At 65.6% G+C, this 12508-nt stretch carries 8 protein-coding genes and 1 tRNA gene; all 9 read right to left on the minus strand.

Annotated features, from left to right (window positions below; genetic code table 11):
* Nucleotides 1-5: 5 nt before the first annotated feature.
* A complete protein-coding gene (gene rpoC, locus FFT10_RS24925; RefSeq protein WP_137735596.1) occupies nt 6-4232 on the minus strand; it encodes a DNA-directed RNA polymerase subunit beta' in 4227 nt (1408 codons plus the stop codon).
* Nucleotides 4233-4257: 25 nt separating this feature from the next.
* A complete protein-coding gene (gene rpoB, locus FFT10_RS24930; RefSeq protein ID WP_137735597.1) occupies nt 4258-8382 on the minus strand; it encodes a DNA-directed RNA polymerase subunit beta in 4125 nt (1374 codons plus the stop codon).
* A 330-nt stretch (nt 8383-8712) separates the two neighbouring features.
* Nucleotides 8713-9090, minus strand: coding sequence for a 50S ribosomal protein L7/L12 (gene rplL, locus FFT10_RS24935; RefSeq protein ID WP_137735598.1), 378 nt, complete (start codon nt 9088-9090; stop codon nt 8713-8715).
* A gap of 43 nt (nt 9091-9133) precedes the next feature.
* Complete coding sequence (rplJ, locus tag FFT10_RS24940; protein ID WP_137735599.1) at nt 9134-9664, minus strand: 50S ribosomal protein L10; 531 nt, start codon at nt 9662-9664, stop codon at nt 9134-9136.
* 343 nt (nt 9665-10007) lie between these two features.
* A complete protein-coding gene (gene rplA, locus FFT10_RS24945) occupies nt 10008-10706 on the minus strand; it encodes a 50S ribosomal protein L1 (protein ID WP_137735600.1) in 699 nt (232 codons plus the stop codon).
* Nucleotide 10707: 1 nt separating this feature from the next.
* Nucleotides 10708-11139, minus strand: a complete 432-nt coding sequence (rplK, locus tag FFT10_RS24950; protein ID WP_137735601.1) for a 50S ribosomal protein L11 — start codon at nt 11137-11139, stop codon at nt 10708-10710.
* Between the two features lie 101 nt (nt 11140-11240).
* Entirely contained in the window at nt 11241-11831 is a 591-nt protein-coding gene (gene nusG, locus FFT10_RS24955; protein ID WP_137735602.1) for a transcription termination/antitermination protein NusG, read from the minus strand.
* A 39-nt stretch (nt 11832-11870) separates the two neighbouring features.
* Nucleotides 11871-12260, minus strand: coding sequence for a preprotein translocase subunit SecE (secE, locus tag FFT10_RS24960; RefSeq protein ID WP_137735603.1), 390 nt, complete (start codon nt 12258-12260; stop codon nt 11871-11873).
* Between the two features lie 159 nt (nt 12261-12419).
* A tRNA-Trp gene (locus FFT10_RS24965) sits at nt 12420-12495 on the minus strand.
* Nucleotides 12496-12508: the final 13 nt, after the last annotated feature.

Consider the following 12508-nt stretch of genomic DNA (forward strand, 5'->3'; position numbering starts at 1 on the left):
GGGCATCAGGCCGGGTTGCCGTCGCCGCCCTCGGCGTTGGCATCCACAGCCGCCATCTGCACGGCGGCCAGTTCCTCGGCCTCCTGCATGGCGATGGCACGGCGCTCGGTCTCGTCCATCTCTTCCTTCACCTTGCGGGCCTGGTGGTAGGCCATGCCGGTGCCGGCAGGGATCAGACGGCCGACGATCACGTTCTCCTTCAGGCCACGCAGTTCATCGCGCTTGCCCATGATCGCGGCTTCGGTCAGCACACGGGTGGTTTCCTGGAAGGACGCCGCGGAGATGAACGAATCGGTCGACAGGCTGGCCTTGGTGATGCCCAGGAGCACGTCGGCGTAGGTGGCCGGCAGCTTGCCTTCACCACGCAGACGGTCGTTGGTGTCGAACAGCTCGGAACGCTCGACCTGCTCGCCCACGATGTAGCTCGAATCGCCGGCGTTGGTGATCTGCACGCGGCGCAGCATCTGGCGGACGATCACCTCGATGTGCTTGTCGTTGATCTTCACGCCCTGCAGACGGTAGACGTCCCGCACCTCGTCGACGATGTAGCGCGCCAGCTCTTCCACGCCCAGCAGACGCAGGATGTCCTGCGGATCGGCCGCGCCGTCGACGATCAGCTCGCCCTTGTTCACCACCTGGCCTTCGTGCACCAGGATGTTCTTCTCCTTGGGCACCAGCTCTTCATGCTTGTGGCCCTCGGGGTCGGTGATCTCCAGGCGCACCTTGCCCTTGGTCTCCTTGCCGAAGGAGATGGTGCCGGTCTGCTCCGCCAGGATGCCGACATCCTTGGGCGAGCGGGCCTCGAACAGCTCGGCCACCCGCGGCAGACCGCCGGTGATGTCGCGCGTCTTCTGGCCTTCGACCGGGATGCGCGCCAGCACCTCGCCGGGGGCGAGATCCTGGCCGTCGCGCACCTGGATCAGCGCGCCCACCGGGAAGCCGATGGTCACCGAGTGGTCGGTGCCGGGAATCTTGACTTCCTGGCCGGCGGCGTCCAGCAGCTTGACCTGCGGGCGCACCACCTTGGTGGCGCCACGGCGCTTCGGGTCGATCACCACCAGGGTCGACAGGCCCGTCACCTCGTCGACCTGCTTGGCCACCGTCACGCCTTCTTCGACGTTCTCGAAGCGGGCCTTGCCGGCGAACTCGGTGATGATGGGGCGGGTCAGCGGATCCCAGTTGGCCAGCACCAGGCCGGCCTTGATCTGCTGGTCGGCCTTGATGTTGAGCGTGGCGCCGTACGGCACCTTGTGGCGCTCGCGTTCGCGACCGTGCTGGTCGGAGATGATGATCTCGCCCGACCGGGAGATGACCACCAGCTCGCCCTTGCCGTTGGTCACGTAGCGCATCGTCGGGTTGAAACCGATGATGCCGTCGCTCTTGGCGTCCACGCTGTTGGCAATGGCCGCACGCGAGGCCGCACCACCGATGTGGAAGGTGCGCATCGTCAGCTGCGTGCCCGGCTCGCCGATCGACTGGGCGGCAATCACGCCCACCGCCTCGCCGGTGTTGACCAGGCCGCCACGGCCCAGATCGCGGCCGTAGCACTTGGCGCAGATGCCGAAGCGGGTGGCGCAGGTCAGCGGCGTGCGGACCTTCACCTCGTCGACGCCGGCCGCTTCCATGATGTCGAGCATGTCCTCGTCCAGCATGGTGCCCGCGGGCATCAGCAGCTGCTGCGTCTCGGGGTGCAGCACCTCGACAGCGGCCACGCGGCCCAGGATGCGGTCGCGCAGCGATTCGATGACTTCACCGCCTTCGACCAGTGCGCGGGTGGCAAAGCCGTTCTCGGTGCCGCAATCGACTTCGGTGACCACCAGATCCTGCGTCACGTCGACCAGGCGGCGCGTCAGGTAGCCCGAGTTGGCCGTCTTCAGCGCCGTGTCCGCCAGGCCCTTCCGGGCGCCGTGGGTGGAGATGAAGTACTGCAGCACGTTCAGGCCTTCACGGAAGTTCGCCGTGATGGGCGTCTCGATGATCGAGCCGTCGGGCTTGGCCATCAGGCCGCGCATGCCGGCCAGCTGGCGGATCTGCGCGGCGGAGCCACGCGCACCCGAGTCGGCCATCATGTAGATGGAGTTGAACGACTCCTGGTCGACTTCCTTGCCGTGGCGGTCGATGGTCTTCTGCTTGGACAGCTGGCTCATCATGACCTTGCCGACTTCGTCGCCGGTCTTGCCCCAGATGTCGACCACCTTGTTGTAGCGCTCGCCGGCCGTCACCAGGCCCGAGACGTACTGCTGCTCGATCTCCTTGACTTCCTTCTCGGCGCGCTCGATCAGGCCGGGCTTCTGCGGCGGCACCAGCATGTCGTCGATGGCGATCGAGATGCCGGCGCGCGTGGCCAGCCGGAAGCCGCTCTGCAGCAGCTTGTCGGCCAGCACCACGGTCTCCTTCAGGCCGCACTTGCGGAAGCTGGTGTTGATCAGCTTGGAGATTTCCTTCTTCTTCAGCGCCTTGTTGATGTTGGCGAAGGGCAGGCCCTTGGGCAGGATCTCCGACAGCAGCGCGCGGCCCACGGTGGTGTCCACCAGCTTGGTCTCGGGCTGGAAGTTGCCGTCGGCGTCCTTGGTGTACTCGGTCAGGCGCACCGCGATCTTGGCGGTGATCTCGACGGCGCCGTTGTCCAGCGCACGCTGCACCTCGACGATGTCGCTGAAGATCAGGCCTTCGCCCTTGCCGTTGGTGCGCTCGCGGGTGGCGTAGTACAGGCCCAGCACCACGTCCTGCGACGGCACGATCGACGGCTCACCAGACGCCGGGAACAGCACGTTGTTGGAGGCCAGCATCAGCGTGCGGGCTTCCATCTGCGCTTCGATCGACAGCGGCACGTGCACGGCCATCTGGTCACCGTCGAAGTCGGCGTTGAAGGCCGAGCAGACCAGCGGATGCAGCTGGATGGCCTTGCCTTCGATCAGCACCGGCTCGAAGGCCTGGATGCCCAGGCGGTGCAGCGTGGGCGCGCGGTTCAGCAGGACCGGGTGCTCCTTGATGACTTCCTCCAGGATGTCCCAGACCACCGGCGTGCCGCTCTCGACTTCCTTCTTCGCCGCCTTGATGGTGGTGGCGATGCCCATGGCTTCCAGGCGCGAGAAAATGAACGGCTTGAACAGTTCCAGCGCCATCAGCTTGGGCAGGCCGCACTGGTGCAGCTTGAGCGTCGGGCCCACGGTGATGACCGAACGGCCCGAGTAGTCGACGCGCTTGCCCAGCAGGTTCTGCCGGAAGCGGCCGCCCTTGCCCTTGATCATGTCGGCCAGCGACTTCAGCGCGCGCTTGTTCGCGCCCGTCATGGCCTTGCCGCGGCGGCCGTTGTCGAGCAGGCTGTCGACGGCTTCCTGCAGCATGCGCTTCTCGTTGCGCACGATGATCTCGGGCGCCTTCAGCTCCAGCAGCCGCGCCAGGCGGTTGTTGCGGTTGATGACGCGGCGGTACAGGTCGTTCAGGTCGGACGTGGCGAAGCGGCCGCCGTCCAGCGGCACCAGCGGGCGCAGGTCGGGCGGCAGCACCGGCAGGACGGTCATGACCATCCACTCGGGCTTCATGCCGCTCTTCTTGAAGGCTTCCATCACCTTCAGGCGCTTGCTGTTCTTCTTGACCTTCAGCTCGCTGCCGGTCATGTCGTTGCGCAGCTTGTCGATCTCGACGTCGAGATCCATGTCGGCCAGCAGCTTCTGCACGCCTTCGGCGCCCATCAGCGCGACGAACTCGTCACCGAACTCGGTGCGCTTCGCGTCGTAGTCTTCCTCGGTCATGATGCTGAACTTCTTCAGCGGGGTCATGCCCGGGTCGACGACGACATACGCCTCGAAGTACAGCACGCGCTCGATGTCGCGCAGCGTCATGTCCAGCACCAGGCCCAGACGCGACGGCAGGCTCTTCAGGAACCAGATGTGCGCGCAAGGCGCGGCCAGGTCGATGTGGCCCATGCGGTCACGGCGGACCTTGGTCTGGGTGACTTCGACGCCGCACTTCTCGCAGATCACGCCACGGTGCTTCAGGCGCTTGTACTTGCCGCACAGGCACTCGTAGTCCTTGATCGGGCCGAAGATCTTGGCGCAGAACAGGCCGTCACGCTCGGGCTTGAAGGTGCGGTAGTTGATCGTCTCGGGCTTCTTGACTTCACCGAACGACCAGGACCGGATCTTTTCCGGGGAGGCGATGCCGATCTTGATGGCATCGAAATGCTCGTCAGGGGTGAACTGACGGAAGAGGTCCAGCAAACCTTTCATGTGTTTCTCCTTGGCTCGTCCGGGTTCAGTTCTTTTCCAGTTCCATGTCGATGCCCAAGGAACGGATTTCCTTGACCAGGACATTGAACGATTCCGGCATGCCGGCATCGATGGCGTGCTCGCCCTTGACGATGTTCTCGTACACCTTCGTACGGCCGTTCACGTCGTCGGACTTCACCGTCAGCATCTCCTGCAGCACGTAGCTGGCGCCGTAGGCTTCCAGCGCCCACACTTCCATCTCGCCGAAGCGCTGGCCGCCGAACTGCGCCTTGCCGCCCAGCGGCTGCTGGGTGACCAGGCTGTACGGGCCGGTGGAGCGGGCGTGCATCTTGTCGTCGACCAGGTGGTGCAGCTTCAGCACGTGCATGTAGCCCACGGTGGTGGGCCGCTCGAACTGCTCACCGGTGCGGCCATCGAACAGGTGCGCCTGGGTGCGGGTGGCCGTCAGGCCCTTCTTCGCGGCGATGTCGTCCGGGTAGGCCAGCTTCAGCATGGCGCGGATCTCTTCTTCCTTGGCGCCATCGAACACCGGCGTGGCGAACGGCACACCCTTGCTCAGGTTGCCGGCCATCTCGATGATGTCCGCGTCGCTCAGCGCGTCGATGTTCTCGACCTTGCCGCCCGACTGGTTGTAGAGCTCGTCGAAGAACTTGCGCAGCTCGGCCACGCGGGCCTCGCCTTGCAGCATGTCGCCGATGCGCTGGCCGATGCCCTTGCCGGCCCAGCCCAGGTGCACTTCCAGCACCTGGCCCACGTTCATCCGCGAGGGCACGCCCAGCGGATTCAGCACGATGTCCGCCGGCGTGCCGTCGGCCATGTAGGGCATGTCTTCCACCGGCACGATCTTCGAGACCACACCCTTGTTGCCGTGGCGGCCGGCCATCTTGTCGCCAGGCTGCAGGCGGCGCTTGACGGCCAGGTACACCTTGACCATCTTCAGCACGCCCGCGGGCAGCTCGTCGCCTTGCGTCAGCTTCTTGCGCTTCTCTTCGAAGGCCAGGTCGAAGCTGTGGCGGGTCTGCTCCAGGCTGTTCTTGATCGACTCGAGCTGGTTGGCCACGTCGTCATCGGCCGGGCGGATGTCGAACCAGTGGTACTTCTCGACCGAGGCCAGGTAGGCCTTGTCGATCACCGTGCCCTTGGCGATCTTCTGCGGGCCGCCGTTGGCGGTCTTGCCGTTCAGAAGCTTCTCGATCCGGTCGAAGGCGTCGGCCTCGACGATGCGCAGCTGGTCGTTCAGGTCCAGGCGGAAGCGCTTCAGCTCGTCGTCGATGATCTGCTGGGCGCGCTTGTCACGCTGGATGCCTTCGCGGGTGAACACCTGCACGTCGATGACGGTGCCGTTGGTGCCCTGGTCCACGCGCAGGCTGGTGTCCTTCACGTCCGACGCCTTCTCGCCGAAGATCGCGCGCAGCAGCTTCTCTTCCGGCGTCAGGGTGGTCTCGCCCTTGGGCGTGACCTTGCCGACCAGCACGTCGCCCGGCGTCACTTCGGCGCCGATGTAGACGATGCCGCTCTCGTCCAGGCGGGCCAGTTGCTGCTCGCTCAGGTTCGGGATGTCGCGGGTGATTTCCTCGCTGCCCAGCTTGGTGTCGCGGGCCATGACCACCAGTTCCTCGATGTGGATCGAGGTGTAGCGGTCTTCGGCGACCACACGCTCCGAGATCAGGATCGAGTCCTCGAAGTTGTAGCCGTTCCAGGGCATGAAGGCCACGAGCATGTTCTGGCCCAGGGCCAGTTCGCCCAGGTCGGTCGATGCGCCGTCGGCCACCACGTCGCCAGCACCCACATGGTCACCCCGGCGCACGATGGCGCGCTGGTGGATGTTGGTGTTCTGGTTGCTGCGCTGGTACTTGATCAGGTTGTAGATGTCCACGCCCACTTCACCGGCCACCGTCTCCGCGTCGTTCACGCGGATCACGATGCGGTTGGTGTCGACGTAGTCGACGATGCCGCCGCGGCGGGCCGTCACCACCGTGCCCGAGTCGACCGCAGCGACGCGCTCGACACCGGTACCGACAAAGGCCTTCTCGGGGCGCAGCACCGGCACCGCCTGGCGCTGCATGTTGGCGCCCATCAGCGCGCGGTTCGCGTCGTCGTGCTCCAGGAAGGGCACCAGTGAAGCGGCCACCGACACGATCTGCGCCGGGGCCACGTCCATGTACTGGATGCGCTCGGGCGAGGTCAGCACCGATTCACCGGCTTCCCGTGCGGACACCAGCTCGTCGGTCAGCGAGCCGTCCTTGCTGAGCGAGGCATTGGCCTGGGCGATGACGTACTTGCCTTCCTCGATGGCCGACAGGTAGTCGATCTGGTCGGTCACCTTGCCATCGGCCACGCGGCGGTACGGCGTCTCCAGGAAGCCGTATTCGTTGAGGCGGGCGTACAGCGACAGCGAGTTGATCAGGCCGATGTTCCGGCCTTCCGGCGTCTCGATCGGGCAGACACGGCCGTAGTGGGTGGGGTGCACGTCGCGCACCTCGAAGCCGGCACGCTCACGCGTCAGGCCGCCCGGGCCCAGGGCCGAAACACGCCGCTTGTGGGTGATCTCCGACAGCGGGTTGGTCTGGTCCATGAACTGCGACAGCTGCGACGCACCGAAGAACTCCTTCAGCGCCGCAGAGATCGGCTTGGAGTTGATCAGGTCGTGCGGCATCAGCGCGTCGGTCTCGGCCTGGCCGAGACGCTCCTTCACGGCCTTCTCGATGCGGGCCAGGCCCGACCGGTACTGGTTCTCGGCCAGTTCGCCCACGCAACGCACGCGCCGGTTGCCCAGGTGGTCGATGTCGTCCACCTCGCCACGGCCGTTGCGCAGCTCGACGAGGATCTTGACCACGTCGAGGATGTCCTCGTTGGCCAGCGTCATCGCGCCTTCGGGCACGTCGCGGCCCACGCGGGCGTTGAACTTCATGCGGCCGACGCGGCTGAGGTCGTAAGTGTCCTCGTTGTAGAACAGGCGGCCGAACAGGGCCTGCACGGCGTCTTCGGTCGGCGGCTCGCCGGGTCGCATCATGCGGTAGATGGCGACCCGGGCGGCCAGCTCGTCGGCGGTTTCATCGGACGCCAGCGTCTGGCTGATGTAGGCACCCTGATCCAGTTCATTGGTGAACAGGCACTGGATGTCCTTGACACCGGCCGCGCGCAGCTTCTTCAGCAGCGCGTCGGTCAGCTCGTCATTGGCCTTGGCAATGATCTCGCCGGTGTCGGCGTCGACCATGTTGCGCGCCACGATGCGGCCGACGATGTAGTCCTCGGGCACCGAGACGAACTGCGTGCCGTTCTGCTCCAGCGAGCGCACATGGCGCGCGGTGATGCGCTTGTCCTTCTCGACGACGACCTTGCCGTCCTTGTCGGTGATGTCGAAGCGGGCCACCTCGCCCTTGAGGCGGTCGGGCACGAACTCCATCTGCGCACCGGCGTCCATCAGGCGGAAGGTGTCGAACTCGAAGAAGTTCGCCAGGATCTGCTCGGGGTTCAGGCCGATGGCCTTCAGCAGGATCGTCACCGGCATCTTGCGGCGGCGGTCGACGCGGAAGTACAGGATGTCCTTGGGGTCGAACTCGAAGTCCAGCCAGGAGCCGCGGTACGGGATGATGCGGGCGCTGAACAGCAGCTTGCCCGAGCTGTGGGTCTTGCCCTTGTCGTGCTCGAAGAACACGCCGGGGCTGCGGTGCAGCTGGCTGACGATGACACGCTCGGTGCCGTTGACGATGAACGAGCCGTAATCGGTCATGAGCGGCACTTCGCCCATGTAGACCTCCTGCTCCTTGATCTCCTTGACCACCTTGGCCGGCGCCGACTCGCGGTCGTAGATGATCATCTGCAGCTTGGCACGCACCGCGGCAGCGAAGGTCAGGCCCCGCTGCTGGCATTCCCGCACGTCGAACGGCGGTTTCGCGATGTTGTACTCAATGAATTTCATCTCCACCATGCTGTTGTGGGAGACGATGGGGAACGCGGACAGGAACGCCGCCTGCAGGCCTTCGGGCTTGCGCTTGGACGGGGGCAGGTCCTTCTGCAGGAAGGCGACGTACGCCTCGCGCTGCATGGTCAGGAGGTAAGGGACGTCGAGCACATGCTCGCGCTTGCCGAAGCTCTTGCGAATCCGCTTGCGCTCGGTGTAGCTGTAGGGGGTTGCTGCTTGCGCCATGGATACTCCGTTTCGATGACGCGCGCCAGGGCCCGGGCGCACGTCTCGTCGGCGACTGGCACCGGGCGCACAGATTGGGGCGCGGCATGGTGCGCGCCCAAACGGCCCGAAGCTTGGTGGCTGGCCACTACCAGCCGCTGGCGGACAACCCCGGCGTTGCACCGGAGTCCGACCAAACTGGTTCTCTGCAGTCGGTTCAGAGAACACTCGAAAAAGCCCGACAGGATAACCCGGAAGGCACTTTCAGGTGTTCTGAAGGACGACAAGCCCTTCAAATGCCAAAGGCTGGCGGGCCCCGGAGGGCCTGCCAGCCTCGGCAGCGGAGGTGAATTACTTCACTTCGGCCTTGGCACCAGCGTCGACCAGCTTCTTCAGCGCGGCTTCGGCGTCGGCCTTGGACACGGCTTCCTTCACGTTCTTCGGGGCGCCGTCGACCAGGTCCTTGGCTTCCTTCAGGCCCAGGCCCGTCAGTTCGCGCACGGCCTTGATGACCGACACCTTCTGGGCGCCGGCGTCGAGCAGCACGACGTTGAATTCGGTCTTCTCTTCCACCGCGGCGGCGGCGGCGCCACCACCACCGGCGGCCGGGGCGGCCATGGCGGCGGCGGACACACCGAACTTCTCTTCGATGGCCTTGACCAGGTCGTTGAGTTCCATCACGGACATGCTGTCCATGGCGGCCAGGAATGCGTCTTTATCGAATGCCATTTGTTTCTCGATTCAGGAAAGTTGGATTGGGTCGGTTGGATCGTCAGGCTGCGGCAGGCGCCTCGGCCGGGGCTTCCGCTTCGGCCGGGCCGGCCTTCTGCGTGGCGACAGCACCCAGCACCACGGCCAGTCGCTGGATCGGCGACTTCAGCAGGCCAGCCACCTGGGCGATCAGCACTTCGCGGCTGGGGATGGACGCCAGGGCCTTGACCCCGTCAGCGTTCAGTGCCTTGCCGGCGTAGGCGCCGCCCTTGACGATCAGCTTGTCGTTGCCCTTGGCAAAGTCGGAGATGACTTTGGCCGCGGCGACAGCGTCTTCGGAAAAGCCGTAGATCAGCGGGCCGACCATGCCTTCCGATGCCACCTCGAACGGGGTGCCGGCAACGGCGCGGCGAGCAAGCGTGTTCTTCAGAACATGAAGATACACACCCTTCTCGCGCGCGTCCTTGCGCAGCTTGTTCAGGTGTTCAACGGTGAGGCCACGGTACTCGGCCAGCGCGAGGGTCTGGGACTTGGCGGCTTGCGCCGACACGTCCGCGACCACGGCCGCCTTCTCGTTGCGATTGAGACTCAAGGTCTGCTCCTCACATATCAGCGCCGTTGGCCTTGCGGGCGCAAGGCGTCCCGGCGCACCCGGGTTGCAGCGACCAAACCTTCCAGCATCCGAACCGCCAGGGTTGGCACCCCGGCGACCCCTTCAACTTTCAGGCGGGACCGCCATCTGCGCTGGCCAACCACCGCGGGCCTGGCGGCCCGGGTGGCTGATTAAGGTGCCTTGCGGCGCCGCCAACGGTCTTGGATGGCCTGGGACCGGCTTGCACCGGCCTCAGCCCACCAATCTCATGCCCTGACGCCAGACACGCGGCAGGGAGTTGTCTTTGGCCGGCCACCCCGCGAGGCGACCGGGCAGCAGCCGATCAGGCCGCGGTCAGCGATTGCAGGTCAACCCGCACGCCCACGCCCATCGTCGACGAGACCGCCACCTTGCGCAGGTAGACGCCCTTGCTCGATGCCGGCTTGGCCTTGCTCAGCGCGTCGAGCAGCGCAGCCAGGTTGCCCTTGAGCTTGTCGCTGTCGAACGAACGGCGGCCGATGGTGCCGTGGATGATGCCGGCCTTGTCGACGCGGAACTGCACCTGGCCGGCCTTGGCGTTGCGCACGGCCTGGGCCACATCGGGGGTGACGGTGCCGACCTTCGGGTTGGGCATCAGGCCGCGCGGGCCCAGGATCTGGCCCAGGGTACCGACGATGCGCATGGTGTCCGGCGAGGCGATCACCACGTCGAAGTTCAGGTTGCCGCCCTTGATCTCGGCAGCCAGGTCGTCCATGCCGACGATGTCGGCGCCGGCGGCCTTGGCTTCCTCGGCCTTGGCGCCCTGGGCGAACACCGCCACGCGCTTGGTCTTACCGGTGCCGTTGGGCAGCACGACGGCGCCACGCACCACCTGGTCGGACTTCTTGGCATCGATGCCCAGCTGCACGGCCACGTCGATGGACTCATCGAACTTGGCGGTGGCGCATTCCTTGACGATGCCGATCGCGTCGTCGAAGGTGTAGAGCTTCAGCGAATCGACCTTGCCGGCAACCGCCTTCTCACGCTTGGTTTGCTTGGCCATGTCAGACCCCTTCCACGATGAGGCCCATCGAGCGGGCCGAGCCAGCGATCGTCTTCACGGCCGCGTCCATGTCGGCAGCGGTGAGGTCCTTGACCTTGATCTTGGCGATCTCTTCCAGCTGCTCGCGGGTGATCTTGCCCACCTTGTCCAGGTGCGCACGGCCGGAGCCCTTCTCGATCTTGGCGGCCTTCTTCAGCAGCACGGTCGCCGGGGGCGACTTCAGCACGAAGGTGAACGACTTGTCGGCGTAGGCGGTGATCACCACGGGCAGCTTCAGACCGGGCTCGACGCCCTGCGTCTGGGCGTTGAACGCCTTGCAGAACTCCATGATGTTCAGGCCGCGCTGGCCGAGCGCCGGGCCGATCGGGGGCGAAGGATTGGCCTTGCCCGCCGGAACTTGCAGCTTGATGAAGCCGACGATCTTCTTTGCCATGAGAGGCTCCTCGAGTTCAAGCGGCCGCCGGAGCGGCCTCCTCGTCTATCGACCCTGCAGAGACCCGCGCGCCGGGGTCGGGGCAGCGCGCGGCAGAAAATTCAGACCTTCTCGACCTGCGCGAAGTCCAGCTCCACACCGGTGGCCCGGCCGAAAATGGTGACCGAGACCTTGACCTTGGACTTCTCGTAGTTCACTTCCTCGACGGCGCCGTTGAAGTCGGTGAACGGGCCTTCCTTGACGCGGACCATCTCGCCGATCATCCATTCCACCTTCGGACGCGGCTTCTCCAGACCTTCCTGCATCTGGTTGACGATCTTCATCACTTCGGACTCGGAGATCGGCGCAGGCTTGTTCTTGGCGCCACCGACAAAGCCGGTGACCTTGCTGGTGTGCTTGACCAGGTGCCAGGACTCGTCGTCCATCAGCATCTCGACCAGCACGTAGCCAGGGAAGAAGCGGCGCTCGGTGACCGACTTCTTGCCGTTCTTCAGCTCGATGACTTCCTCGGTGGGCACCAGGATGCGGCCGAACTTGTCATGCATGCCCGCGCGCTCGATGCGCTCGCGGATGTTGCGTTCGACCGCCTTCTCCATGCCGGAGTAGGCATGCACCACGTACCAGCGCAGCGGCGATGCCGGTGCGGCGGGAGCCGGCTCAGCCGGTGCGGCCTCGGGAATCAGTTCGCTCATGCGTCAATGCCTTTCGGTGCGCGCGCGTCGGTGTGCACGTCAGCGCTTCCAGCCCAGGATCAGGTCGTACAGCACCCATTCCAGCGTCTTGTCGGTCAGGAACAGGAACAGCGCCATCACCACCACGAACGCAAACACGTAGCCGGTCATCTGCATCGCCTCTTTGCGGGTGGGCCAGACGACCTTCTTGGTCTCCTTCACCGCGTCGCGACCGAAGGCGATCAGCTGCTTGCCGGTCTCGGACGTGAAGAAGGTGGCCACGGCAGCGGCCAGCAGCACCAGCAGGGCCAGCACCCGCAGCCACAGATCCTGCTTGCCCAGCAGGTAGTAGGCCACGACGCCACCCACCAGCAGCACGGCCGCAGCGGCCAGCTTGGCCTTGTCCGCGCCCGTGGAAACCGTTTCGATCTGCGTGTTGCTGGTGGCCATGGATGTGCTTCAGTGCCCGCCGCCACCGGGCCGGTGCGCCTGGCGGAACGGGGCTCCCATCAAGCGCCAAGGCCCGCCGGGCTTTGGGAGCCTGCGGGCCGAGCCGTTGCGGGCCGGTTGGTCAGTGTGCGCCTGGTGTTGCGCGCTGCGGTTCGTGCGTGGCAGGGGCAGAGGGAATCGAACCCCCAACCTTCGGTTTTGGAGACCGACGCTCTGCCAATTGAGCTATACCCCTGCGGCTCGAACCC

This window comes from Pseudaquabacterium pictum (assembly GCF_005403045.1).
GTDB classification, from domain to species: domain Bacteria; phylum Pseudomonadota; class Gammaproteobacteria; order Burkholderiales; family Burkholderiaceae_C; genus Pseudaquabacterium; species Pseudaquabacterium pictum.

Excerpts from the sequence above, each read along its gene's own strand:
- rplK (WP_137735601.1), bottom strand. The coding sequence starts at position 11,139 with ATGGCAAAGAAGATCGTCGGCTTCATCAAGCTGCAAGTTCCGGCGGGC.
- rplA (WP_137735600.1), bottom strand. The coding sequence starts at position 10,706 with ATGGCCAAGCAAACCAAGCGTGAGAAGGCGGTTGCCGGCAAGGTCGAT.
- secE (WP_137735603.1), bottom strand. The coding sequence starts at position 12,260 with ATGGCCACCAGCAACACGCAGATCGAAACGGTTTCCACGGGCGCGGAC.
- rplL (WP_137735598.1), bottom strand. The coding sequence starts at position 9,090 with ATGGCATTCGATAAAGACGCATTCCTGGCCGCCATGGACAGCATGTCC.
- rpoB (WP_137735597.1), bottom strand. The coding sequence starts at position 8,382 with ATGGCGCAAGCAGCAACCCCCTACAGCTACACCGAGCGCAAGCGGATT.
- rpoC (WP_137735596.1), bottom strand. The coding sequence starts at position 4,232 with ATGAAAGGTTTGCTGGACCTCTTCCGTCAGTTCACCCCTGACGAGCAT.
- nusG (WP_137735602.1), bottom strand. The coding sequence starts at position 11,831 with ATGAGCGAACTGATTCCCGAGGCCGCACCGGCTGAGCCGGCTCCCGCC.